Annotated in this window: 20 protein-coding genes; 12 read left to right on the top strand and 8 right to left on the bottom strand. The window is 73.0% G+C overall.

The genetic code is table 11. The features are described from left to right. Window positions 1-28 precede the first annotated feature (28 nt). A complete protein-coding gene (locus tag JIW86_RS27680) occupies window positions 29-676 on the top strand; it encodes a heme oxygenase (biliverdin-producing) (RefSeq protein WP_257556581.1) in 648 nt (215 codons plus the stop codon). Here the strand turns inward: JIW86_RS27680 and JIW86_RS27675 are convergent. The 3 genes from JIW86_RS27675 to JIW86_RS27665 form a co-directional block, all read right to left on the bottom strand. Further along, the gene (locus JIW86_RS27675; protein ID WP_215140701.1) at window positions 666-1,361 is read right to left on the bottom strand and encodes a PhzF family phenazine biosynthesis protein; all 696 of its coding nucleotides are present in this window, start codon (window positions 1,359-1,361) and stop codon (window positions 666-668) included. The genes JIW86_RS27680 and JIW86_RS27675 overlap by 11 nt on opposite strands. Before the next feature lie 19 nt (window positions 1,362-1,380). Further along, window positions 1,381-2,805 carry an HtaA domain-containing protein gene (locus tag JIW86_RS27670; RefSeq protein WP_257556580.1) on the bottom strand — a complete coding sequence of 475 codons (1,425 nt, stop codon included), beginning with the start codon at window positions 2,803-2,805 and terminating at the stop codon, window positions 1,381-1,383. Between the two features lie 62 nt (window positions 2,806-2,867). After that, complete coding sequence (locus JIW86_RS27665; protein ID WP_257556578.1) at window positions 2,868-4,250, bottom strand: HtaA domain-containing protein; 1,383 nt, start codon at window positions 4,248-4,250, stop codon at window positions 2,868-2,870. Window positions 4,251-4,365: 115 nt separating this feature from the next. On the opposite strand from JIW86_RS27665, the gene JIW86_RS27660 reads away from it, so the two are divergent. The 6 genes from JIW86_RS27660 to efeU all read left to right on the top strand — a co-directional run bounded on the left by JIW86_RS27660 (window position 4,366) and on the right by efeU (window position 10,827). Next, window positions 4,366-5,379, top strand: coding sequence for a heme/hemin ABC transporter substrate-binding protein (locus tag JIW86_RS27660; RefSeq protein ID WP_257556576.1), 1,014 nt, complete (start codon window positions 4,366-4,368; stop codon window positions 5,377-5,379). A 1-nt stretch (window position 5,380) separates the two neighbouring features. After that, window positions 5,381-6,418 carry a FecCD family ABC transporter permease gene (locus tag JIW86_RS27655; RefSeq protein WP_257556575.1) on the top strand — a complete coding sequence of 346 codons (1,038 nt, stop codon included), beginning with the start codon at window positions 5,381-5,383 and terminating at the stop codon, window positions 6,416-6,418. A 17-nt stretch (window positions 6,419-6,435) separates the two neighbouring features. Then, window positions 6,436-7,302 carry a heme ABC transporter ATP-binding protein gene (locus JIW86_RS27650; RefSeq protein WP_416237694.1) on the top strand — a complete coding sequence of 289 codons (867 nt, stop codon included), beginning with the start codon at window positions 6,436-6,438 and terminating at the stop codon, window positions 7,300-7,302. 177 nt (window positions 7,303-7,479) lie between these two features. After that, complete coding sequence (gene efeO / locus JIW86_RS27645; protein ID WP_257556574.1) at window positions 7,480-8,631, top strand: iron uptake system protein EfeO; 1,152 nt, start codon at window positions 7,480-7,482, stop codon at window positions 8,629-8,631. 32 nt (window positions 8,632-8,663) lie between these two features. Next, the gene (gene efeB / locus JIW86_RS27640; protein WP_215140707.1) at window positions 8,664-9,947 is read left to right on the top strand and encodes an iron uptake transporter deferrochelatase/peroxidase subunit; all 1,284 of its coding nucleotides are present in this window, start codon (window positions 8,664-8,666) and stop codon (window positions 9,945-9,947) included. Window positions 9,948-9,969: 22 nt separating this feature from the next. After that, window positions 9,970-10,827 (top strand): iron uptake transporter permease EfeU, encoded by an 858-nt coding sequence (gene efeU / locus JIW86_RS27635; protein ID WP_257556573.1) that lies wholly within the window; start codon window positions 9,970-9,972, stop codon window positions 10,825-10,827. 3 nt (window positions 10,828-10,830) lie between these two features. On the opposite strand, the gene JIW86_RS27630 is transcribed toward efeU, so the two are convergent. Genes JIW86_RS27630 through JIW86_RS27620 form a run of 3 tightly spaced genes read right to left on the bottom strand, consistent with a single transcriptional unit; the run spans window position 10,831 to window position 13,071 of the window. Beyond that, window positions 10,831-11,394, bottom strand: a complete 564-nt coding sequence (locus JIW86_RS27630; RefSeq protein ID WP_257556572.1) for a GNAT family N-acetyltransferase — start codon at window positions 11,392-11,394, stop codon at window positions 10,831-10,833. After that, entirely contained in the window at window positions 11,394-12,263 is an 870-nt protein-coding gene (locus JIW86_RS27625) for a PhzF family phenazine biosynthesis protein (RefSeq protein ID WP_257556571.1), read from the bottom strand. Before JIW86_RS27625 ends, JIW86_RS27630 begins: the two co-directional genes overlap by 1 nt. A 46-nt stretch (window positions 12,264-12,309) precedes the next feature. Then, the gene (locus tag JIW86_RS27620) at window positions 12,310-13,071 is read right to left on the bottom strand and encodes an SDR family oxidoreductase (RefSeq protein ID WP_257556570.1); all 762 of its coding nucleotides are present in this window, start codon (window positions 13,069-13,071) and stop codon (window positions 12,310-12,312) included. Window positions 13,072-13,179: 108 nt separating this feature from the next. Here JIW86_RS27620 and JIW86_RS27615 point away from each other — a divergent pair, with 108 nt between their 5' ends. Further along, window positions 13,180-14,490 carry a Bcr/CflA family multidrug efflux MFS transporter gene (locus JIW86_RS27615; RefSeq protein ID WP_257556569.1) on the top strand — a complete coding sequence of 437 codons (1,311 nt, stop codon included), beginning with the start codon at window positions 13,180-13,182 and terminating at the stop codon, window positions 14,488-14,490. 9 nt (window positions 14,491-14,499) lie between these two features. After that, on the top strand, window positions 14,500-15,519 hold the full coding sequence (locus JIW86_RS27610; RefSeq protein ID WP_215140713.1) for a small ribosomal subunit Rsm22 family protein: 1,020 nt from the start codon (window positions 14,500-14,502) through the stop codon (window positions 15,517-15,519). On the opposite strand, the gene ddaH is transcribed toward JIW86_RS27610, so the two are convergent. Continuing rightward, window positions 15,516-16,325, bottom strand: a complete 810-nt coding sequence (ddaH, locus tag JIW86_RS27605) for a dimethylargininase (RefSeq protein WP_215140714.1) — start codon at window positions 16,323-16,325, stop codon at window positions 15,516-15,518. The genes JIW86_RS27610 and ddaH overlap by 4 nt on opposite strands. Before the next feature lie 131 nt (window positions 16,326-16,456). Between ddaH and JIW86_RS27600 the strand changes: the two genes are divergently transcribed. Together JIW86_RS27600 and JIW86_RS27595 are read left to right on the top strand one after the other, a co-directional pair. Then, a complete protein-coding gene (locus JIW86_RS27600) occupies window positions 16,457-17,068 on the top strand; it encodes a TetR/AcrR family transcriptional regulator (RefSeq protein WP_257556568.1) in 612 nt (203 codons plus the stop codon). Between the two features lie 160 nt (window positions 17,069-17,228). After that, window positions 17,229-17,978: a bifunctional DNA primase/polymerase gene (locus JIW86_RS27595; RefSeq protein ID WP_257556567.1), complete on the top strand. Its 750-nt coding sequence runs from the start codon at window positions 17,229-17,231 to the stop codon at window positions 17,976-17,978. A 34-nt stretch (window positions 17,979-18,012) separates the two neighbouring features. Here JIW86_RS27595 and yaaA read toward each other — a convergent pair whose 3' ends face one another. Further along, window positions 18,013-18,813: a peroxide stress protein YaaA gene (gene yaaA, locus JIW86_RS27590; protein ID WP_257556566.1), complete on the bottom strand. Its 801-nt coding sequence runs from the start codon at window positions 18,811-18,813 to the stop codon at window positions 18,013-18,015. Between the two features lie 102 nt (window positions 18,814-18,915). On the opposite strand from yaaA, the gene JIW86_RS27585 reads away from it, so the two are divergent. After that, window positions 18,916-20,358, top strand: a complete 1,443-nt coding sequence (locus JIW86_RS27585; RefSeq protein WP_257556565.1) for an RNB domain-containing ribonuclease — start codon at window positions 18,916-18,918, stop codon at window positions 20,356-20,358. The last annotated feature ends 7 nt before the right edge of the window (window positions 20,359-20,365 follow it).

The raw sequence follows: 20,365 nt of genomic DNA, 5'->3' as shown, positions 1-20,365 counted from the left end.
GTCTGTTTCCCTTCCCTGGAGGTCCGTCTTGGACGCCTTCTCTACGGTCATCCGCGTCGCTTCGCACGAGCAGCACACCGAGGCGGAGACGTCGACCTTCATGAGCGACCTGCTGGGCGGCCGGCTCGGCGTGGAAGCGTACACGCGCTACACCGAGCAGCTCTGGTTCGTGTACCGGGCCCTGGAGGACGCCGCCGGCTCCCTCCGGGAGGATCCGGTGGCCGGCCCGTTCATCCAGCCCGAGCTGATGCGCGTCGCCGAGATCGAGCGCGACCTCGCACATCTGCTGGGTCCGGACTGGCGCGAGGGCGTGGCGGCGCTGCCCGCGACCGAGGCCTACGCCGCCCGGGTGGCCCAGTGCGCGGCCGAGTGGCCGGGCGGCTACGTCGCCCACCACTACACCCGCTACCTGGGCGACCTGTCGGGCGGCCAGATCATCCGCGACAAGGCGGAGCGCACCTGGGGCTTCGCGCGCAAGGGCGACGGCGTCCGCTTCTACGTCTTCGCGGGCATCTCCAACCCGGCGGCCTTCAAGCGGACCTACCGCGAACTGCTGGACGCGATCGCCGCCGACGACCTGGAGAAGCAGCGGATCGTCGACGAGTGCAAGCGCGCCTTCGACTTCAACGGCGCGGTCTTCCGCGAGCTGGGCGAGCAGTTCCCGCTCAGCGCGTAGCCCTGAGCCCAGCCTCGCCGGCGGGGCTGAAATTGCCCGGGGCGAAGCGGACGCGGCCGCCGATCTCCACGGTGCCGTCGGGGCCGGGGGCGGTGAGGATCTGGGAGCCCGCGCCCTGGGTGATGTTCAGGGCGCGGTTCAGCTGGGCCGTGAGCAGGATCGCCGCCGAGCCGGTGGCCTCGTCCTCGGCGATGACCCCGTCGGCGCGGCGCGGAAAGCCGCGGGCCCGTACCCGTCCGGCGGTCTCGTCCTCCCAGGCCCACGCGTACAGCCAGCCCTCGCCCGGCGGCGGCGCAGGCAGCGCCTCCACCTCGGCGACGGATCCGTACTGCTCTGTGCGCTTGCCCTCGACCCACTCGGGGCGGGCCGTGATCCAGGTGAACTCCCCGTCGTCACGGGCCCATACGGCGCCGGCCGGCGGCTGGAGCTCCTCGATGTCCAGCAGCCAGGCGAGCCCGACCAGCGGGTGCCCGGCGAAGGACATCCGTGTGCCGGGGGTGCGGATGTCGACGATCCCGCGCTCGGGATCGTCGACGAACACCGTCTCGCTGTAGCCGAGTTCGGCGGCCAGGGCCTGCCGCGACGCGTCGTCGGGGAAGGCCCGGCCGTCGCGTACGACACCGAGCAGGTTGCCGTGCCGGCCGTCACCCGCGCAGAAGACCTTCAACACGTCGAGATCGTTCACCCGGGCATTCAAGCACGGCTCAGCACTGGGGTGTGCGCCGCCTGCGGGCGAGGTGGACGGCGCCGGCGCCGGCCGCGATCACGGCGCCGGAGGTGCCGAGCAGGGCCCCGGCGGGGATCTCGGCGCCGGTGGCGGCGAGGCTGCCGCCGACGGTGGCGGCGGTGGCTCCCGTACCGCCCGTGCCCGTCGTGCCGCCCGTGCCGGTCGTGCCGGTGCCGCCGCCGGCCGGGAGGGTGGCGTCCTTGTCCACCGCCACGGAGAGGGTGAGCGGGTCGATGGCGTCTCCGGCCTTGTACATCGAGCCGGTGGTGTCGTTGGCGAAGGAGGCCGCGCCCTCGGCGGTGAAGGCCGCCGGAACCGCGTTGAGCGCCAGGACGCCGTCCTTGGTCTTGTAGTCCGTCTTCGACAGGTCGAGCGTGGCGAAGGGGACGGCCGTCTTGCTGCCCGAGGCGTTCTTGACGTCCACGTAGAGGGTGCCGGTCTTGCCGGTGGCGGCGACGCGGAGGTTGCCGAAGGTCATGTCGAGGCCGTGGGCCGCGTACTGGAAGCGGAGATTGCCCTCGAAGGAGGCGTCCAGCGTCTGCTTCTTCGCGTCGAGTTCGCCCTTGCCGAAGGCGAAGTCGAAGAGCTCGCCGTTCTTGGCGGCGCCGCCGGCCGGGGTGATCGAGCCCGCGCTCAGGACGTACTTGCGGAAGGACTCCTTCACGCCCCACGTCAGTTTGGCGCTGAGGATCTTCTGCGGGCCGTCGGCCGGGGCCGTGGGATTCGTGGTGGGGGTCGCCGTCTTCGTCGGAGTCGGGGTCGGGGTCGGGGTCGGCGTCGGGGTGGTCGGGGTCGGCACCGGCGGGGCGGGCTTCTCGAACTCCAGCTTCGCGGTGAGCGGGTCGCCCGCCTTGTTCTCGTACGAGGCCGAACCGAGCGCGTCCGCGGCTTCCTTGGTGAGCGTGGTCGCCAGGCCGGTCATCGACTGCCCGGCGAAGGCCACCGCGGCCAGCGGCACGTCCTGGGCCGTGGCTCCGCCCTTGGTGACGTCCGCGGTGAGCTTCTTGGTCCCGGTGTCCATGCGGAAGTCCGAGAGCTTGACCTCGAACCCGTGGCCGGCCGGCGGGGCGGGCGAGGAGAAGGTGACGCTGCCCTTGAAGGCCGCCTTCACGACGTGACCGGCGGCCGGCTCGTACTGTCCGGTCGGCTCGCCGAACCGCAGGCTGCCGTCCTCGTTCTGCGTGGCGCCGTCCGCCACGGTGATGGTGCCCTTGGCCATGCCGGTCACGTAGGCGCGGTAGCTCGCGAGCACACCCCAGTCGAGGGAGCCTCCGACGATCTTCACCGGGGCGGCCGGTGGGCCGTCCGCCGCCGACGCGGGCAGGACCAGGGCGGTGGCGCCGAGAGCGGCGGCGGTGAGGACGGCGGCCGCGAAGGCGATCGGACGGCGGTGGGACGACATGGCTGAGAACTCCTGAGAAGAGGGAGACGGGGGAGGAAGAAGGGGGAGGGGAAGGGGTGCGGCTACGGGGCTTCGGCCGCCGCACGGCGCTTGCGGATCACGAGGAAGACAGCGCCGCCGGCGAGCACCAGCACGGCCACGGCCAGGGCGATGTACATCCCGGTGTTCGAGGGCTTCCCGGCCTTGGCGACCGCCTCGGACGAGGCGGCGGGCGCGGGTGAAGGCGCGGCCGTGGAGCCCAGGTCGGGCAGCGTGGGCAGCTTCGCGCCCGCGTCGAGGGCGATCGCGAGCGAGACGGGGTCCATCTCGGTGCCCGGCTTGTACATCGCGTTGAAGGCCTGGGAGCCGCCCTCGGTGAGGGTGGCGGGGGCTTCGGTCAGGGTGGCGAGGCCGCCCTCGGTCTTCAGGGCCTTGGCGTCGAACTCCACCAGCGCGACGGCGTTCTTCGTCGCACCGCCCGCGGTGACGTCGGCGGACAGGACGCCCTTGCCGTTCTCCACCGTGACGCGCACCGCGCCGAGTTTCAGGTCCAGGTGGGCACCGGTGAAGTGGACGGTGCCGGCGAAGGCGGCGTCCAGGGTGCCTTTCGCGCCGTCGTACGCGCCCTTGCCCTGCGGGAAGCGGAACAGCGCGCCGCCGTCCAAGGCACCTTCGGCGAGGGTCCACTTGCCCTGGCCGACGGAGCCGGTGACGTATTCGCGGAAGGTGCGGCGCACCCCCCAGTCGACGGCGGCGTCGGCGAAGGCGCCCGGCGTCTGCGGGGTCTCGGCGGACGCGCTCGGCCGCGCGCTCGGCGACTGCGAAGGCTGCTCGCTTCCCGCGGCCGGGCCGGTCTTGACGTCGGCCGAGAGCGAGACGGGGTCGAGCTGCGCGCCGGCCGCGTAGTAGCCGGCGAAGGCCTTGGCGCCCTGTTCGGTGAGGGTGGCCGGGATGTTGGTGAGGGTCAGCGGGCCGCCGCCGCCCTTCATGTCGACGCCGCCGAGGCCGAGGGTCGCGAACGGCACCTGGGACTGGCTGCTGACCGCGCCGGTGTCCTTGGCCTTGCTGGAGACGTCCGCGTACAGGGTGCCGCTGCCGCCGTTGATCCTGACGGTGGGACGGCTGACGGTCATGTCCAGCTCGTAGACGCCGTCCGGCTTCTGGTGGCCCTGGAAGGTCACCCCGCCCGAGTACGAGGCCTCGAAGGCGCCGGAGTCCGGGTCGTAGGAGCCGGTCGCCGTGTGGAAGCGGAACAGGCTTCCGCCGACGGTGGCGGCCCCGCTCTTCAGCTTGAAACTGCCTTTCGCCACCGGGCCGGTGACATAACTCTGGAAGGACGATTTGATGCCCCAGTCCAGCCGACCCCCCTGTACGGTGCCCGCCCGGGCGGCGGTGGCCGGGAGCAGCGCCCCCAGCAGGGCCGCCAGCAGGGCGACGGCGAACGCACGGACGGGTCTTGTGGGCATGACCGCCCCCTCCAGGGTCTAGCAAGCAAGGTTAGGCTAACCTAAGCTACCCCTGGCCGGATGGGAAACCCCCCGGTCTCCACAACCTCAGTCGGACGATCAGGACGGTGCCTTCGTGCCTACGCCCGCCGCGTCACACCGCTTCCCCCGTCTCGCTCTCGCCGTGGCAGCACTGGCACTTGCGCTGACGGGCTGCGGAGGTACGGCCACCACCCCGGACCCGTCCGCCCACGCCGCGGCCGCCCCGGACCGGGTGGAACCGCTCACCCCGGCGCCGCTGCCCGCGCTGCCGGTGACCGTGCCCTCGGCCGACGGCGCCCGGGTCACGGTCGCTTCGGCGGACCGGGTCGTCCCGCTGACCGGCAGCCTCAACGAGATCGTCCACACCCTGGGCCTCGGCGAGCGGGTGGTCGCCCGGGACATCACCGCCACCTTCGAACAGGCCGCCGCCCTGCCGGTGGTGACGCGTGGCCACGACGTCTCCGCCGAGAGCGTCCTCTCGCTGCGCCCGACGCTGGTCCTGGCGGAGAGCACCAGCGGTCCCGCCGAGGCGATCCAGCAGATCCGCGACGCGGGCGTCCCCGTACTCGTCATCGCCCCCGCCAAGTCGCTGGAGGACGTACCGAAGCGGATCGACGCGGTCTCCGCCGCGCTCGGGGTCACCGAGGCCGGCACGCGGCTGAACCAGCGCACCGCCGACCGGATCGCCGCCGTCCGCAAGGAGATTCCGGCCGCCTCCGGGAAGAAGCCCCGCGTCGCGTTCCTCTACCTGCGCGGCACCGCCTCGGTCTATCTGCTGGGCGGTTCCGACTCCGGAGCCGCCTCGCTGCTGGAGGCGGCCGGCGCGGTCGACACCGGCAAGGAGTCCGGGCTCGGCAAGGACTTCACTCCGATCACCAGCGAGGCCCTGGCGGCCGCCGCCCCCGACGCGATCCTGGTGATGTCCAAGGGCCTCGAATCGGTCGGCGGCGTCGACGGCCTGACGAAGATCCCGGGCGTCGCCCAGACCCCCGCCGGCATGGACCGCCGGGTGGTCACGGTCGACGACGGCGTCCTGCTCAACTACGGCCCGCGCACCGACCAGGTGCTGTCCTCACTGATCAACCAGCTCTACGGCAAGGCCGCCTGACGTGACCCTCCCCGACAGAAGGGCCTTCCTGCTCACCGCGGCCCTCGTCGCCACCGTGCTCGTCCTCGCCCTGGTCTCCGCCGGAACCGGTGCCTACCGGATCCCCCTCGGGGACGTACTCGCCTCCGTCCAGCACCGCGCGGGGCTGGGCGGCGCGCCGCTCGACCGGGTCGGGGAGAGCGTGCTGTGGAACGTACGCCTGCCCCGCGTCGTGCTCGCGCTGCTCGTCGGCGCGAGCCTGGGCTGCGCGGGCGCGCTCATGCAGGGCGTCTTCGGCAACCCGCTGGCCGAGCCCGGCGTCATCGGGATCTCGGCGGGAGCCGCCGTCGGCGCGGTCGCCGCCATCGGGCTCGGGCTCAGCTTCCTCGGCAACTGGACGGTTCCCCTCTGCGCGTTCGTCGCGGGCCTGGTCACCGTCGGCTCCGTCTACTTCCTCTCCCGCAACGGCGGGAGGACCGAGGTCGTCACCCTCATCCTCACCGGCATAGCCGTCAACGCCTTCGCCGGCGCCCTCATCGGCCTGTTCGTCTTCTTCGCGGACAGCGGGCAGGTCAACCAGATCACCTTCTGGCAGCTCGGCTCCCTCGCCCAGGCCACCTGGCCCAAGGTGCTCGCCGTACTGCCCTGTGCCCTGGCCGGTTTGCTCGTCGCCCCCTTCTACTCGCGCCGCCTGGACCTCCTGTCCCTCGGCGAACGCCCGGCCCGCCACCTCGGCATCGACGTCGAGCGGCTGCGCCTCGCCCTCATCCTGGTCGTGGCGCTGCTCACCGCCGCCGCCGTGGCCGTGGCCGGGGTCATCACCTTCGTCGGACTGCTGGTCCCGCACCTGCTGCGGATGGCCAACGGCCCCGGCCACCGCTTCCTGGTGCCCGGCAGCGCGCTGGCCGGGGCCGTCGTCCTGGTCGCGGGCGATCTGGCCGCCCGGACCCTCGCCCAGCCGGCCGAGCTGCCGCTCGGCGTCCTGACCGCCCTGCTCGGCAGCCCGTTCTTCTTCTGGCTGCTGCGCCGCACCCGCCGCAAACAAGGAGGCTGGGCGTGACCGGCAGGCTGAGCGGGCTGCTCTCCCGGAACAAGCGGACCGTCCCGGCCCGCCCCGCCCCCGGCGCGGCCTTCGCCGAAGCATTGGGCCTGCACGTCCGGCTCGGACAGCGCGAGGTCCTGGCCGGGATCGACCTGACCGCCCGGGCCGGCGAGGTGCTGGCCCTGGTGGGCCCCAACGGCGCGGGCAAGTCCACGCTGTTGGCGGCGCTGGCCGCCGACCTGCCGGCCGCCTCCGGGGAGATCCGGATCGACGGCCGCCCGGTGGGCGACTGGAGCGCCCCCGAACTCGCGTTGCGGCGCTCCGTACTTCCCCAGTCGGCCGCGCTGTCCTTCCCCTTCCCCGTGGAGGACGTCGTACGGATGGGCCGCGCGCCCTGGGCCGGCACCCCGCTCGCCGACGCGGACGAGGAGGCGGTGGCCGCCGCCATGGCCGCGACCGAGGTCACCGATTTCGCCGCCCGCCCCTTCTCCGCGCTCTCCGGCGGCGAGCGGGCCCGGGTCGCACTGGCCCGCGTACTGGCCCAGCGGGCGCCGCTGTTGCTCCTCGACGAGCCCACCGCCGCCCTGGACCTGCGCCATCAGGAACTCGTGCTGCGGATCTGCCGGGAGCGGGCCGCCGCCGGGGACGCGGTGGTCGTCGTCCTGCACGACCTGGGGCTGGCCGCCGCCTACGCGGACCGGGCCGCCGTCCTGCACGACGGGCGGATGGCCGCGGCCGGTCCGCCGGCCGAGGTGTTCGAGGACGCTCTGCTCAGCCGCGTCTACCGGCAGCCGGTCGAAGTCCTCCCGCACCCGCACACCGGGGCACCGCTGGTCGTCCCAGTGCGCGGAACGGAGCATTCCGTGATACGGAACGGTCGCTCCGGCTTGACCTTCCCTTGACCTGGTCATGGGGCCGTCCTGAAACGTCCGTGACGGCGCCGTGTCCGGCGCCGGAAGGTGAGAGCTGAATCACTGCACGGGTGGGTATGGGTCAGGTAAGCCTCGGTTAAGTTAGGTCCGCCTCACCGGCCTCTCCCCCTTGGGACGGCCCCCTCGTCCGACGCCCAGGAGCCCACCATGCGCCCCGCCCGCCTCACCGTCATAGCCGCCGCCTCCGTGGCGGCCGCCCTGACCGCCGTAACCGGCTGCTCCCAGAAGAGCGACGCGGGCGGCGACGGCGTGATCAAGGTCGCGGCATCCGACAGCGCCTGCGAGGTGTCGAAGACGGAGTTCCCGTCGGGCAAGGTGCAGATCGACGTCGAGAACAAGGGCTCGAAGGTCACCGAGGTCTACGTCCTCTTCCCGGACGCCCGCATCGTGACCGAGCGCGAGAACATCGGCCCCGGCACCAAGGCCTCCATCACCGCCGAGATCAAGGCGGGCGAGTACGAGATCGTCTGCAAGCCCGGCATGAAGGGCGACGGCATCGCCCAGAAGGTCAAGGCCACCGGCAAGGACGGCGAGGAGAAGCGCAGCCCCGAGATGGACGCCGCGGTCGCCGCCTACCGCGCGTACGTGGTCCAGCAGGCCGAGGAGACCCTCCCCAAGGCGCAGGCCTTCGCGGACGCGGTCAAGGCCGGCGACGTCGAGGCCGCGAAGAAGCTGTACGCGCCCTCCCGCATCGGCTGGGAGCGCACCGAGCCGGTCGCCGAGTCCTTCGGTGACATCGACCCGAAGGTCGACGTCCGCGAGGACGGCCTGGAGGCCGGCCAGGACCCGGCGAAGGACTGGACGGGCTGGCACCGTCTGGAGAAGGCCCTGTGGGCCGACAACAAGATCGGCGACGAAGAGAAGAAGCTCGCCGACACCCTGATCACGGACCTGACCGACTGGCAGAAGAAGGTCGGCCAGGCGGAGATCACCCCCACCTCGATCGCCAACGGCGCCAAGGAGCTCCTGGACGAGGTCGCCACCGGCAAGGTCACGGGTGAGGAGGAGCGTTACTCCCACACCGACCTCGTCGACTTCAAGGCCAACGTCGAGGGCGCGCAGAAGGCGTACGACGTCCTCAAGGCGATCGCCGCCAAGAACGACCCGGAGCTCGCCAAGCAGCTCGACACCCAGTTCGCGGCCCTGAACACCCTCCTGGACAAGTACCGCGCCGACAAGACCTCCTACGAGTTCACCTCGTACGACAAGGTCGGCGAGCCCGAGCGCAAGGAGCTCTCGGACGGCGTCAACGCGCTCGCCGAGCCGCTCTCCAAGCTCGCGGCCGCGGTCGCGAAGTAACCGGCACCAGAGAGATCAGGCGGGAGACCCGAATGTCCGAGTCGGAGCCGGCCGTGCAGCCGGAAGCGGAACACAACGACGGCGGCAGGGCCGTGCCCTCGCGGCGCTCCGTGCTCGGCTGGGGCGGGGCCGGGCTCGCGCTCGGCGCCGCCGCGGCCGGCGGCACGGTGGCGGCCCTGGGCACCGGCTCGGACGCGGTGCCGGTGGCCTCCGCCGGGGCGGCCGTGCCTTTCCACGGCGAGCACCAGGCCGGTATCGCGAGCGCCGTGCAGGACCGGCTGCACTTCGCGGCCTTCGACGTGAAGACGAAGGACCGTGCCGAACTGGTCAAGCTCCTCAAGGAGTGGACCGAGGCGGCCCGGCTGATGACAGCCGGCCGGCCGGTCGGCGAGGGCGGCTTCGGCGGCCTCCCCGAGGCACCCCCGGACGACACGGGCGAGGCGCTGGGCCTCAAGCCCTCGCGGCTCACCCTGACCATCGGCTTCGGGCCCGGCCTGTTCGCCAAGGACCGCTTCGGGCTGGAGAACAAGCGCCCGGAAGCCCTGGTGGACCTGGAGCTGTTCCCCGGTGACAACCTGGACGCGGCCCGCTCCGGCGGCGACATCTGCGTCCAGGCCTGCGCCGACGACCCGCAGGTCGCCGTGCACGCGATCCGCCAGCTGGCCCGCATCGGCTTCGGCCGGACCGCGATGCGCTGGTCGCAGCTCGGCTTCGGCAAGACCTCGTCGACCACTCCCGACGAGCAGACCCCGCGCAACATGATGGGCTTCAAGGACGGCACCCGGAACATCGCGGGCACCGACAAGGCGGCCCTGGACAAGCACGTGTGGGTCGGTCCCGGCGACGGCAGCGACTGGATGACCGGCGGCTCCTACCTGGTGGCCCGCCGGATCCGGATGAACATCGAGACCTGGGACCGCACTCCCCTCGGGGAGCAGGAGGACATCTTCGGCCGCGACAAGGGCGAGGGTGCCCCCGTCGGCAAGTCCAAGGAGCGCGACGAGCCGTTCCTGAAGGCGATGAAGCCCGAGGCGCACGTCCGCCTCGCGCACCCGGACACCAACAACGGGGCGACCATCCTGCGCCGCGGCTACTCCTTCACGGACGGCACGGACGGCCTGGGCCGCCTCGACGCGGGCCTGTTCTTCCTCGCCTACCAGCGCGACGTCCGCAAGGGCTTCATCCCCATCCAGCGCAACCTGGCGAAGTCCGACGTCCTCAACGAATACATCCAGCACGTGGGTTCGGCCGTCTTCGCCGTCCCGCCGGGCGTCCGCGACAAGGACGACTGGTGGGGCCGGACGCTGTTCGCGTAGTCCCCGCCGGAGAGGAACCACCGTGTTCGGCAATTATCTGATCGGCCTGCGCGAGGGGCTGGAGGCCAGCCTGGTCGTCTGCATCCTCGTCGCCTACCTGGTCAAGACCGAGCGCAGGGACGCCCTGCGCCCGGTCTGGCTCGGCATCGCGATCGCCTGCGGGATCTCGCTCGCCTTCGGCGCCCTGCTCACCTTCGGCAGCCAGGCGCTGACCTTCGAGGCGCAGGAACTGCTGGGCGGCAGCCTGTCGATCGTCTCCGTCGGCCTGGTGACGTGGATGGTCTTCTGGATGAAGCGCACCGCGCGGCATCTGAAGGGCGAGCTGCACGGCAAGCTCGACGCGGCGCTCGCCATGGGCACCGGCGCGCTGGTCGCGACCGCGTTCCTGGCCGTCGGCCGCGAGGGGCTGGAGACCGCGCTGTTCGTGTGGGCGTCGGTACGGGCGAGCGGCGAGGGCTCCTCCGCACCGCTGGCCGGGGTGCTGCTGGGCATCGCGACGGCGATCGTGCTGGGCTGGCTGTTCTACCGCGGCGCCCTGCGGATCAACCTGGCGAAGTTCTTCAAGTGGACCGGCGGCATGCTGGTGGTCGTGGCCGCGGGCGTGCTCGCGTACGGGGTCCACGACCTCCAGGAGGCCCGCTTCCTGGGCGGCCTGGACACCAAGGCCTTCGACGTCAGCTCCGCCGTGCCGCCGGACAGCTGGTACGGGACCCTGCTCAAGGGCGTGTTCAACTTCCAGCCGGACCCCACCGTGTTCCAGCTGTCGGTGTGGGCGCTGTACCTGGTCCCCGTGCTGGTGCTGTTCTTCATGGAGCGCGGCCGCCCGGCGGAGGCTAAGGCGCGGTCCACGGACGGCGCCGACGCCGCGCCCGTCGGCTGAGCCTCACCACAGCCGGTCGATGGTCCCCGGGTACAGCGGGACGCGGATGCCCGTGAAGGCGGCCCGGTCCCGGTCCGGGTCGGCCGTGAAGAAGGCCGCCACCACCGCCTTGTCGAAGCCCGGCTCGTCGGTGGCCAGCGGTTCCCCGGGGGTGCCGCCGACCAGGACCGTGCCGGGCAGCGGCGCGAAGCCGGCCGCCTCGTAGAACGGCGCCAGCGGCCGGTCGCAGCTGAACAGGGCCAGGTCCACGGCCGGATCGGCCGCCAGGTCGGCGCGGGCCGCCGCCACCAGGCGGCCGCCGAGCCCGCGGCCCCGCAGCTCCCGCCGGGTGACCACGCCGCTGAGCCCGGCCGCCCGGTACGTCCGCCCCGCGACCCCGATCTCCTTGTACAGCAGCGCCAGCGCGGCGGCCACCGCCCCGGTCGCGTCCGCCAGCAGCAGCGCCCGCGGGGCGAGGGCGGGGTCGTGGCCCGGGGCGGAGCCCGGCCAGGCCGCCGCCTCCAGGGCCGCGACCTGCGCGGCGAGGTCCCCCGGCAGTGCGGCGGCCGCGTACCCGGTCACCCTCATCAGGGGATCCGTACGCCCGTGCCGCCCACCCGCACCCGCGGGTCCCCGGCGCGCAGTTCCACCGTGAGCACCCCGGGCCGGCCCATGTCCGCGCCCTGGTGGAGGGTGAGCACGGCGTCCTGCGGGACCAGGCCGAGCTCCCGGGCGTACGCGCCGAAGGCGGCCGCGGCGGCGCCCGTCGCCGGGTCCTCGACGACCCCGCCGACCGGGAAGGGGTCCCGTACGTGGAACTCCGCCGGGCCCGCCCGGTACACGAGCTGCACGGTGGTCAGGTCCAGGCGCCGCATCAGCGCCTCCAGCCGGGCGAAGTCGTAACCGAGGTCCGCGAGCCGGGCCCGGGTGGCGGCGCCGAGCACCAGGTGGCGGGCTCCGGCGTAGGCGATCCTGGGCGGGAACGCCGGGTCCAGGTCGGCCTCCGGCCAGTCCAGCGCGGCCAGCGCCTCGGCGAGGTCGGCCGCGCCGATCTCCTCGACGTGCGGTACGACGCTGGTCAGGGTGGCCCGTAGGCGCCCCTCCTCGGCGGTGACGGAGACCGGTACGGTCCCGGCCCGCGTCGCGAAGACCAGCTCCCCCGGGCCGGTCCGCTCGCCCAGCGCCACGGCGGTGGCCACGGTGGCGTGCCCGCAGAAGGGCACCTCCGCCTTCGGGCTGAAGTAGCGCACGGTGAAGGCCCGGCCCGGCTCTCCCTCCAGCCCCTCGGGCGGGGCGGTCAGGAAGGCGGTCTCGCTGTAGCCGAGCTCGGCGGCGATGCCCAGCATCGCGGAGTCGTCCAGTCCGGTCGCGTCGAGGACGACCCCGGCGGGGTTGCCGCCCGCCGGGTCGCCGGAGAAGGCCGTGTAGCGCAGTACTTCGACTTCGGTATCGGTCATGGGCCTCATGATCGTCTCCGCCCCCGCGCCCTGGCAACGGGGTTGCTCAGCCCCGCCCGATGTACGGCATCGTCGTCGCCATCACCGTCGCGAACTGCACGTTCGCCTCCAGCGGGAGCTCCGCCATGTGCAGCACCGTGCGCGCCACGTCGGCGGCGTCCATCACCGGTTCGACGGCCAGCTGCCCGTTGGCCTGGAGGATGCCGGTCTGCATCCGCTCGGTCATCTCGGTCGCCGCGTTGCCGATGTCGATCTGGCCGCAGGCGATCCGGTGGGGGCGCCCGTCCAGCGACAGGGACTTGGTCAGGCCGGTCATCGCGTGCTTGGTCGCGGTGTAGGCGATGGAGTTCGGGCGCGGCACGTGCGCCGAGATGGAGCCGTTGTTGATGATGCGGCCGCCCTGCGGGTCCTGCGCCTTCATCTGCCGGAAGGCGGCCTGCGCGCACAGGAAGGCGCCGGTCAGGTTGACGTCGACCACCGAGCGCCAGGCCTCGTAGGAGATGTCCTCCAGCGGGACGCCGCCCGGGCCGAAGGTGCCCGCGTTGTTGAAGAGCAGGTCGAGGTGCCCGTACCGCTCGCGTACGGCCCCGAACAGCGCAGTGACGTCCTCCGGATCGCTGACGTCCGTCCGTACGCAGAGCACGTCGGCGCCGTCGCCCGCCGCCGCGGCGGTCTCCTCCAGCGGCCCGGTACGGCGGCCCGCCACCGCCACGGCCCAGCCGGCCGCCGCCAGGGTCAGCGCCACCGAGCGGCCGATTCCGGAGCCGGCACCCGTCACTACAGCGATCTTCTTCGTGCGTTCGTCCATGGGGCCGCAGGCTACGTCACACGGCGCCCCGGTCCCCGGACGTTCCGATTGCTGAGAGCATGGGTCGGTCAGGGGTGCATAAAGAAGACAAGCAGACTGGAGTTCCGCATGTCGGAGAGAGGCCCCGTGACGGCCCGCTCGCACGAACCGTCACCCGAATCGCCCTCCGCCCCCACAGCCGCCGCGCCCCTGAAGGCCGCACGCCGCACCGGCCTGCTGGTCACCTTCGTACTCGGCGGGCTCACCGCGCTCCCCCCGCTGTCCATGGACATGTACCTCCCGGCCCTGCCGGAGGTCACCACCGCCCTGCACAGCCCGGCCGCCACCATCCAGCTCACCCTCACCGCCTGCCTCGCCGGCATGGCGCTGGGCCAGCTGGTCATCGGCCCGATGAGCGACAAGTGGGGCCGCCGCCGGCCGCTGCTCATCGGCATGATCGTGTATGTCCTCGCCACCGCGATCTGCGCGCTCGCCCCGACCGCCGAACTGCTCATCGCCTTCCGCCTGCTCCAGGGCCTGGCCGGCGCGGCCGCGATAGTCATCGCACGCGCCGTCGTACGCGACCTGTACGACGGGGTCGAGATGGCCCGCTTCTTCTCCACCCTGATGCTCATATCCGGGACCGCCCCGATCATCGCCCCGCTCATAGGCGGCCAGGTGCTGCGCTTCGCCGACTGGCGCGGGGTGTTCGTCATCCTCACCGCCGTCGGCCTCGTGCTCACCCTGATGGTGTGGCGCGGCCTCGGCGAGACCCTGCCGCCCGAGCGGCGCCAGACGGGCGGCGTCGGCGCCGCGCTGCGGACCATGCGGGGGCTGCTCGGCGACCGCGTCTTCGCCGGCTACATGCTGGCCGGCGGTTTCGCCTTCGCCGTGCTGTTCTCGTACATCGCCGCCTCGCCCTTCGTGGTGCAGGAGATCTACGGGGCTTCGCCCCAGGCCTTCAGCCTGCTGTTCGGCGTCAACTCCGTCGGCCTGATCGCCGTCGGGCAGATCAACGGCAAGCTGCTGGTCGGCCGGGTCCGCCTGGACAACGCGCTGGCCGTCGGGCTCGGGATCATCACGGTCGCCTCGGTGGCCCTGCTGCTCATGTCGACCGGGGTGTTCGGGGAGGTCGGGCTGGTTCCGATCGCCGCCGCGCTGTTCGTGCTGATGTCGGCGATGGGCCTGGTGCTGCCGAACACCAACGCGCAGGCGCTGATGCGCACCCCGCACGCCGCCGGCTCGGCCTCCGCCCTGCTCGGCACCTCCTCCTTCCTGGTCGGCGCGATCGCCTCGCCGCTGGTCGGGATCGCGGGCGAGGACACGGCGGTGCCGATGGCGCTGGTGCAGCTGGTGTGCGCCTTCCTGTCGGTGGCCTGCTTCCTGGGCCTGTGCCGGCCCTGGCAGAACCGCGAATCCGGCGCGCCCGCGGCGCCGTAAACTTCGCAGGTGAACGTCTCCGCCCCCACCACCGCCGAAACCCTCCGCAGCACGCTCGGCAGGCTGCTCGACGGGCTCCCGCCCAAGCAGGCCACGGCCGCCGTCGAGCGGCTCATCGCCAGCTACCGGGGGCGGATTCCGACCGACGCGCCCGTGCTGCGCGACCGTTCCGACGTGGCGGCGTACGCGGCGTACCGGATGCCCGCCACCTTCGAGGCCGTCCGGGCCGCCCTGGACGGCCTCGCGGAGGCGGCCCCGCAGTGGGCGCCGGGCTCGCACGTGGACGTGGGCGGCGGCACGGGAGCCGCGACCTGGGCGGTGGACGCCACCTGGGACGGCCCGCGGGAGACCACGGTGCTCGACTGGGCGGAGCCGGCGCTGGCCCTGGGCCGGGAGCTGGCGGCGGCCTCCACCTCGGAGGCGCTGCGCGGCGCGGCCTGGCGTCGGGCGGTCATCGGCTCCGGGCTGACGCTTCCCGAGGCCGACCTGGTGACGGTCTCGTACGTGCTGGGCGAGCTGACCCCGCAGGCCCGTACGGCGGTCGTCGCCGAGGCGGCGCGGGCCGGTCAGGCCGTGGTGCTGATCGAGCCGGGCACGCCGGAGGGCTACCTCCGCATCCGCGAGGCCCGCGACCAGCTGATCGCGGCCGGGCTGCGGGTCGCCGCCCCGTGCCCGCACGACGGGACCTGCCCGATCGAGGTCGGTCAGGACTGGTGCCACTTCTCGGCGCGGGTCAGCCGGTCCTCCCTGCACCGGCAGGTCAAGGGCGGCTCGCTCCCGTACGAGGACGAGAAGTTCAGCTACGTCGCCGCGACCCGCTTCCCGACGCAGCCGGCCGCCTTCCGGATCACGCGGAGGCCGCAGATCCGGAAGGGGCTCGTCCAGCTGGAACTGTGCGGTCCTGAGGAAGGCGACTCGTCAGGCCTGACCCGGGTCAACGTGACCAAGCGCCACGGTGACCTCTACAAGGCGGCGCGGGACGCCGACTGGGGCCAGGCCTGGCCGCCGCCCTCCTCCCCGGAGGGCTAGGGCCTCAGCTCCTGGGTGCAGCACTTCACGCTGCCGCCGCCCTTGAGCAGCTCTCCCAGGTCCATCGGGACCGGCTCGAAGCCCCGGTCCCGCAGCGGCGCCAGCAGCCCGGTCGCCGCCTGCGGGAGCAGCACGTGCCGGCCGTCCGAGACCGCGTTCATGCCCAGGGCCGCCGCGTCCTCGGCGTCGGCGAGCAGTGCGTCGGGGAAGAGGCGTTTGAGCACGGCCTGGCTGCCGGGCGAGAACGCGGGCGGGTAGTACATGACCTCGTCGCCGTCGAGGACGCACAGGGCCGTGTCCAGGTGGTAGTAGCGCGGGTCCACCAGGTCGAGGCCGATGACGGGGCGGCCGAAGAACTCCTGGGCCTCGTCGTGCGAGAGCGGGCTGGAGCGGAAGCCCCGGCCGGCCAGGATGTAGGTGGCGGTGACGGCGAAATCGCCCTCGCCCTCGTTGACGTGGGACGGCTCGTGGACGTCCCGGTAACCGTGGCCGCGGAACCACTCGAGGTGGATCTCGGCCTCGGCGGCCCGTTCCGGATAGGCGAACCGGGCCCCGAGCACCCGGCCGTCGACGACGAGGGCCCCGTTCGCCGCGAAGACCATGTCGGGCAGCTCGGGGTGCGGTACGAGGGTTTCGACGGTGTGCCCGAGGGAGCGGTAGCGGTCCCTCAGGTCCTCCCACTGGGCGTGTGCGAGGGGCAGGTCCACCGGTTTCGTGGGGTCCATCCACGGATTGATGGAGTAGGTGACCTTGAAGTGTGCGGGTGGGCACATCAGGTAGCGCCGGGGTGTGGCGTCTCTGCGCAAAGAAGGCTCCTCACGACTTACGACGAGTGTGGAGAGAATCGTCTCTCCTCACGCGGGACACCGCAGTGAACTGATTGGGTGGTTTAGCGGACAAGAGGAAGACGAGACGTCTCGGTTGGTAGTTTCAGGACATGACCAAGTCCCCTGACGCCACCCGCCGCAGCGACCGCTCCCGGCGGGCCATCCTCGACGCCGCGCTCGCCCTGGTCGGGGAGGTCGGCTACAACAAGCTGACCATCGAGGCGATCGCCGCCCGGGCCGGGGTCGGCAAGCAGACCATCTACCGCTGGTGGCCGTCGAAGGCCGCCGTCCTCCTCGACGCCTCGCTCTCGCTCGCCGGGGACGCCGAGACGGAAGCCCAGTGGACCGGCTTCCCCGACACCGGGGACCTCGCGGCCGACCTGAAGTCCGTCCTGCGGGCGACGGTGGACGAGCTGTGCGACGAGAAGTACGAGGCCCCCGCGCGCGCCCTGACGGCGGCCGGGGCGACCGACCCCGAGCTCGGCGCCCGTTTCAACGAACGGCTGCTGGAGCCGCAGCTCGCCCTGTACGAGACGCGGTTGCGCACCGCCCGGGAGGCCGGACAGCTCGCGCCGGACACGGATCTGCGGCTGACGGTGGAGATGCTGCTGGGCCCGCTGACGTACCGCTGGCTGCTGCGGACGCAGCCGCTGACGCACGCCTTCACCGACGCGCTGGTGGACCGGGTGCTGGGCGGGGTGGCCAACGTCACCGCCCCCTGACCGCCCCCCAGCCGGAAACCAAATGGCTGAATTGTGTGGCTATGTGGGGGTTGCCGATGCCCCATCCCCAACCCCCCGGTCACCGAGACCGGTCACCCGGGGCTCAGGATGGTGGGACCATGTGAAGGTCCGCCGGGGATACGGTGAGGTGAGGGGATAGATGGGGTCTGAGTCCGGCCGCGTCAAACGCGGCGAGCAGAGCAGGATTTCCCAGTGGCTGCGCCGGCGGCCGAAACCCGCCGTCGAGGACCCCGCAGAAGAGCGCGAGGCGCTCCTCCTGGCCGTCGCGGCCGCGGGGCTGCCGCTCTCACCTGCCGCCCATCCCGCCGGTTACCGATGTTCGTGCGACCGGATCGGCTGTCCGACGCCCGCACGGCACCCCCTCTCCTTCGCCTGGCAGACCCAGTCGACCACCGACCGCGCACAGGTCGAACGGTGGGCGCGCAACCAGCCGCAGGCCAACTTCATCACCGCGACCGGCATGGTCCACGACGTGCTCGACGTCCCGCTGGAAGCCGGCGCCGCCGCGCTCGCCCGCCTGCTGGAAGCCGGCATCGAGGTCGGCCCCGTCGCCGAATCGGGCGGCACCGGGGACCAGGCCCGGATGCTCTTCTTCACCGCCACCCGCGGCACCCCCGAGGACGAGGACGAGTGGTGGCCCTGCGAACTGGACTGCCACCCCGAGACGATGGACGAGCACCCGGGCCTGCGCTGGCACTGCCGCGGCAGCTACGTCCTGGTGCCCCCGGCGGCCCTCCCCGGTGACCAGTCGGTGACCTGGCTGCGCGGCATGGACCACGCCCTCCCGGACCCCCTCACCCTCCTGGAAACCCTGACGGACGCCTGCGCCACCTACGCCGGCGCGTCCTCCCAGACCCCCACGGCCCTGGCCTGGCCCCTGGGCCGCTAGGGGGTGTCCTGCCGGTCAGGCCGGCAACGGCGGGTCAGTGGATCTGGGTGACCACCACGTCCAGGGCCCAGGCCTTGCCGGCCTTCGCGGGGGCCTCGGCCTCGACGACGTAGCCCAGGTCCCGCAGGGCCGTGACCAGCTCGGCGGGACCGGACGGCACGGCTCCGGCCAGCAGCAGATCCCGCACCAACCGGCCCTTCGTGGCCTTGTTGAAGTGGCTCACCACGGACCGCTTCTCCACCCCGTCCACCAGCTGCGAGTGCAGCACCCGCACGGTGGCCGTCCGCCCCGCCACCTCCCCCTTCGGCTTCCATGCCGAGGCGTACGCCGCCGACCGCAGGTCCAGCACCAGCCCCTCCCCGGCGACCGCGGGCAGCACCTGCGCCATCGGCCCCCGCCAGTACGCCCCCAGCGCCCCGCACCCCGGCAGCTTCACGCCCATCGAGCAGCGGTACGACGGGATCCGGTCGGTGATCCGCACCGCACCCCACAGCCCCGAAAAGACCAGCAGCGCGTCCTCGGCCAGCGCCCGCGCCGCCGGGGCCAGGTCCGCCAGCCCCAGGGCGTCGTACAGCACCCCGGTGTAGATCTCCCCGGCCGGCCGGGCCGGCGCCGAGCGCAGCTCCACGTTCTTGGCGACCTCGCCGCGCAGACCCTCGCTCAGGCCCAGCACCTCGCGGGCCTTGAGTTCGTCGGCCGCGCACAGCTCGACCAGCTCGTCCAGGACCGCCGCACGGGCCTCGGCCAGACCCGACAGCGACAGCGACTCCGGCTTCAGCGGTGCGCCGGAGCCGCCGGCGGCCTTTCCTTCGGACGGCGGCAGCAGCACGAGCACGGTGGATCTCCTTCGGTACGACACGTCGCAGGGGATGCGGCCCCCGGGCCAGGGTAGACGCCTCGCCGTGCCGTCCGGGCCCGCCGCCCATAGGCTCGGTGCATGCCACGCCGTCCGATGCACATGACCGGCGCAGACGGGGCCGGCCTGCGGGCCGCCCTGGGTGAACTGCGGACGAAGCTGGGTGTGCCGGAGGAGTTCCCGGCCGAGGTGCTCGCCGAGGCCGAGCGGGCCGCCCGGGAACCCCGCCTGCCCGACACCGACGCCACCGACCTCCCCTTCTTCACCGTCGACCCGCCCACCTCCCGCGACCTCGACCAGGCCATGCACCTGGCGAGGCGGCCCGCCGGCGGCTTCCGGGTCCACTACGCCATCGCCGACGTCGCCGCCTTCGTCACCCCGGGCGGCCCGCTCGACGCGGAGGCCCACCGCCGCGTCAGCACCCTCTACTTCCCCGACGGCAAGGTCCCGCTGCACCCGGCCGTGCTCTCGGAGGGCGCGGCCAGCCTGCTGCCCGACCAGACCCGCCCCGCGCTGCTGTGGCGCCTCGACCTCGACGCCGAGGGCCGGGTGGAGACCACCGACATCCGCCGCGCGCTCGTGCGCAGCCGGGCCAAGCTCGACTACGACGGCGTGCAGAAGGCCATCGACACCGGTACGGCGGAGGAGCCCGTCGCCCTCCTCGAGGACATCGGCCGGCTCCGCGAGGCCCTCGAAGTGGAGCGCGGCGGCATCTCGCTGAACGTGCCCGAGCAGGAGGTCGTCGCGCACGACGGCTCGTACACGCTGGCCTACCGCGCCCCGCTCCCCGCGGACGGCTGGAACGCCCAGATCTCCCTCATGACCGGCATCGCCGCGGCCGACCTGATGCTGGCCGCCGGGACCGGCATCCTGCGCACCCTCCCCAGGGCGCCCGACGGCGCCGTCGGCAGACTCCGGCGGGCGGCGAAGGCCCTGCGGATCGACTGGCCGCACCACGTCCCGTACGCCGAACTCGTACGCTCCCTCGACCCGCACCGGCCCGACCACGCGGCCTTCCTCCAGGAGTGCACGGCCCTGCTGCGCGGCGCCGGTTACACCGTCTTCAGCGGCGGCCAGGCCCCGGACCCGGCGATCCACGCGGCGGTCGCGGCCCCGTACGCCCACTGCACCGCGCCGCTGCGCCGGCTCGTCGACCGGTACTCCGGCGAGCTGTGCCTGGCGGCGGTGGCCGGAGTCGAGCCCCCGCAGTGGGCGGTGGCGGCGCTGGAGGCGCTGCCCAAGGAGATGGCGGACGGCGCCCGGCTGGCCAACACGGCCGAGCGGGAGTGCGTGGACCTCGTCGAGGCCGCCCTGCTCAAGGACCGCGTCGGGGAGACCTTCGAGGCCACGGTGATCGACGTCGATGACCGGGAACCGCTGGAGGGCACGGTCCACCTGGAGGATCCGGCAGTGGTCGGCCGCGTGGTGTCCACCACCGGGGAACTGCCCCTGGGCGAGCGGATCCTGGTCCGGCTGACGGAGGCCGACCCGGGCGCGGCGAAGGTCCTGTTCGCCCCGGCCTGACGCCCCG

Source organism: Streptomyces sp. NBC_00162, assembly GCF_024611995.1.
In the GTDB taxonomy this organism is placed as follows: Bacteria; Actinomycetota; Actinomycetes; order Streptomycetales; family Streptomycetaceae; genus Streptomyces.
This window is presented reverse-complemented; position numbering and strand designations above follow the sequence as displayed.

Excerpts from the sequence above, each read along its gene's own strand:
- JIW86_RS27670 (WP_257556580.1), bottom strand. The coding sequence starts at position 2,805 with ATGTCGTCCCACCGCCGTCCGATCGCCTTCGCGGCCGCCGTCCTCACC.
- JIW86_RS27665 (WP_257556578.1), bottom strand. The coding sequence starts at position 4,250 with ATGCCCACAAGACCCGTCCGTGCGTTCGCCGTCGCCCTGCTGGCGGCC.
- efeO (WP_257556574.1), top strand. The coding sequence starts at position 7,480 with ATGCGCCCCGCCCGCCTCACCGTCATAGCCGCCGCCTCCGTGGCGGCC.
- efeB (WP_215140707.1), top strand. The coding sequence starts at position 8,664 with ATGTCCGAGTCGGAGCCGGCCGTGCAGCCGGAAGCGGAACACAACGAC.
- JIW86_RS27630 (WP_257556572.1), bottom strand. The coding sequence starts at position 11,394 with ATGAGGGTGACCGGGTACGCGGCCGCCGCACTGCCGGGGGACCTCGCC.
- JIW86_RS27625 (WP_257556571.1), bottom strand. The coding sequence starts at position 12,263 with ATGACCGATACCGAAGTCGAAGTACTGCGCTACACGGCCTTCTCCGGC.
- JIW86_RS27620 (WP_257556570.1), bottom strand. The coding sequence starts at position 13,071 with ATGGACGAACGCACGAAGAAGATCGCTGTAGTGACGGGTGCCGGCTCC.
- JIW86_RS27615 (WP_257556569.1), top strand. The coding sequence starts at position 13,180 with ATGTCGGAGAGAGGCCCCGTGACGGCCCGCTCGCACGAACCGTCACCC.
- JIW86_RS27600 (WP_257556568.1), top strand. The coding sequence starts at position 16,457 with ATGACCAAGTCCCCTGACGCCACCCGCCGCAGCGACCGCTCCCGGCGG.
- JIW86_RS27595 (WP_257556567.1), top strand. The coding sequence starts at position 17,229 with ATGGGGTCTGAGTCCGGCCGCGTCAAACGCGGCGAGCAGAGCAGGATT.
- JIW86_RS27585 (WP_257556565.1), top strand. The coding sequence starts at position 18,916 with ATGCCACGCCGTCCGATGCACATGACCGGCGCAGACGGGGCCGGCCTG.